This window comes from Bacteroides sp. D20 (assembly GCF_003436255.1).
GTDB lineage: Bacteria > Bacteroidota > Bacteroidia > Bacteroidales > Bacteroidaceae > Bacteroides > Bacteroides uniformis.
This window is the reverse complement of sequence record NZ_QSOO01000043.1, coordinates 1-2,558: the sequence shown is the minus strand read 5'-3', so window position 1 is coordinate 2,558 and position 2,558 is coordinate 1. Positions and strand designations below refer to the sequence as shown.

The following is a 2,558-nucleotide window of genomic DNA, read 5'->3' as shown; positions in this document are numbered from 1 at the left end:
GGTAAATTCTGATTTAGCAGTCTCTTATATTATATATAAAGACATAAATATCAGAATTATGAAAGAGAACATTATTCAGGCGATAGTTGCGGAAATGCAGCGTGACTTAGATTGCCGACAAATGGCACGGCTTAAAGCTGTGCTTACATCAGAACTGCATAATGTAGAAATCATTGAAAAGAGCGATTGTGCCACACTGCAAACGCAGGAGAATGAACATCTTCTGAACTCTTTTATATCAGCCAAAAAGATAGAGGGATGTTCAGAAAAGACATTAACTTACTACCGTAATACCATTGAACGGTTGTTAGTCTCGCTTTCATTGGCAATTTGTCACATCACGACAACAGATATTCGTACTTATCTATCCAATTATCAAGAAGAACACCAATCGAGCAAAGTGACCATTGACAATATGCGACGCATCTTTTCCAGCTTCTTTGCATGGTTGGAAGATGAAGATTATATCGCTAAAAGCCCGGTAAGACGCATTCACAAAGTTAAGACAGATTCACTTGTAAAAGAGGTGCTTTCTGACGAACAGTTGGAGCAACTTCGAGATAGTTGCACGACCAAACGAGACCTTGCTATTATAGACTTTCTTTCATCCACGGGCATCCGTGTGGGTGAGTTGGTTAAACTGAACCGTGAGGATATAGATTTCCATGAGCGTCAATGCGTGGTATTCGGAAAAGGTAACAAAGAGCGTGTAGTTTACTTCAACGCCCGTACAAAACTACATTTGCAACAATACCTCAATGGGCGTACTGACGACAATCCTGCTTTATTCGTCTCACTCCATTCTCCTCACACACGCCTTACAATCAGTGGTGTAGAAGTGAGAATCCGAAAATTAGGACACACACTTTCTATGCCCAAAGTCCATCCTCACAAGTTCCGTCGTACCCTTGCAACAATGGCTATCGACAAAGGTATGCCCATCGAACAGGTGCAGCGACTACTTGGTCATGTACGCATTGACACAACACTGCACTATGCCATTGTGAACCAAAATAATGTAAAGTTGGCGCATAAGAAATATTTGGGATAATAACCGTGCTGATTTCTGCTTTAAAATTTGTACTTTTGCAATCTAATATGGAACGCTAATAAAAGCACTATGGACTTGCAGAGAATCAATAAACATAAGCAATCGTTTGATGACATTTGCCATTATATCGAAGACGATAATGGAGCGGATAAAGTAGAAGTATGGTTTGCGAGAGAGTTGCAGATTATATTGGGATATGCAAGATGGGAGAATTTTCAAGTAGCATTGACTCGCGCTGTTGAATCATGTAAAACACAGAATATCAACATCGACGACCATTTTCGTGAGGTCACGAAAATGGTTACTTTGGGTAGCGGAGCTAAGCGTGAAATACAAGATTTCATGCTGACTCGTTATGCGTGCTATCTTGTCGCACAGAATGGCGACCCCAAGAAAGAAGAAATAGCTTTTGCACAAGGTTATTTTGCCGTACAAACTCGACGCGCAGAACTTATTGCGGAGCATATAGAACAATTGTCGCGACTTGAAACGAGAGATCGTTTGCGTTCTTCCGAAAAACAATTATCACGTAATATTTATGAGCGCGGAGTGGATGATAAAGGTTTTGGACGCATTCGTTCTAAAGGTGATGGTGTGTTATTCGGTGGGCATACAACAGAAGATATGAAGAACCGGCTTGGCATTAAATCGACACGCCCATTAGCAGATTTTCTTCCAACTCTTACAATTGCAGCAAAAAACCTTGCCACAGAAATGACAAATTACAATGTCGAACAAAAAGACCTTTATGGTGAGCATAGTATAACTACCGAACATATGGACAACAACCGCAGCATCCGACAAATGCTCGGTCAGCGAGGCATACGCCCGGAAGAACTGCCAGCAGCTGAGGACATCAAGAAGGTAGAACGACGCGTTGCTTCCAATGAAAAGAAAATTGAGAAGTCTTCTTCAAAACTCCCTAAACTTAAACCTGAAGACAACAAATGAAATTAATTGACATTATAGAAGTATTCATTGCTGGAGATTGGGGCGAGGAAACTTACTCTAAAGAAACACCTTGTGCGGTAACTTGTGTACGTGGGGCTGATATTATTCCAATATCAGAATATGATTTCTCGGCAATTCCAGTCCGCTATATTAACCAACAAGCATATGCAAGAAAATGTCTTCAAGTAGGAGACATTATCATTGAAAAGTCAGGTGGTAGCCCAACTCAATCCACAGGGCGTGTATCTTTGGTATCACAAGAGCTACTTGACCATGCCGGGGCTGTTATATGCTCCAATTTTTGTACTGCCTTTCGAGTAAAGAAAGGTTGGATTCCCCTCTATGTCTACTATTATCTTCAGTTTATCTATAATCTTGGGGCGTTTTTTAATTTCGAAGGCAAAACATCCGGTATAAAAAATCTCCAATTGGATGCAGCCTTTGCTGCTATACCAATTGAAGATATTAGTGAAAGCATCCAAAACAATATTGTAGCTATTCTCCAAGGTTTAGAGAGGAAAATCGCTATCAATCGTCAGATAAATCAGAATTTACC

At 40.5% G+C, this 2,558-nt stretch carries 3 protein-coding genes; all 3 read left to right on the top strand.

What is annotated here, in order from left to right:
* Positions 1-58 precede the first annotated feature (58 nt).
* Positions 59-1,051: a site-specific tyrosine recombinase/integron integrase gene (xerA, locus tag DXD78_RS20860; RefSeq protein ID WP_005799512.1), complete on the top strand. Its 993-nt coding sequence runs from the start codon at positions 59-61 to the stop codon at positions 1,049-1,051.
* A 69-nt stretch (positions 1,052-1,120) separates the two neighbouring features.
* On the top strand, positions 1,121-2,002 hold the full coding sequence (dinD, locus tag DXD78_RS20855; protein WP_005795758.1) for a DNA damage-inducible protein D: 882 nt from the start codon (positions 1,121-1,123) through the stop codon (positions 2,000-2,002).
* On the top strand, positions 1,999-2,558 hold a 560-nt coding region (locus tag DXD78_RS20850), incomplete at its 3' end, for a restriction endonuclease subunit S (RefSeq protein WP_117652961.1). The genes dinD and DXD78_RS20850, both read left to right, overlap by 4 nt.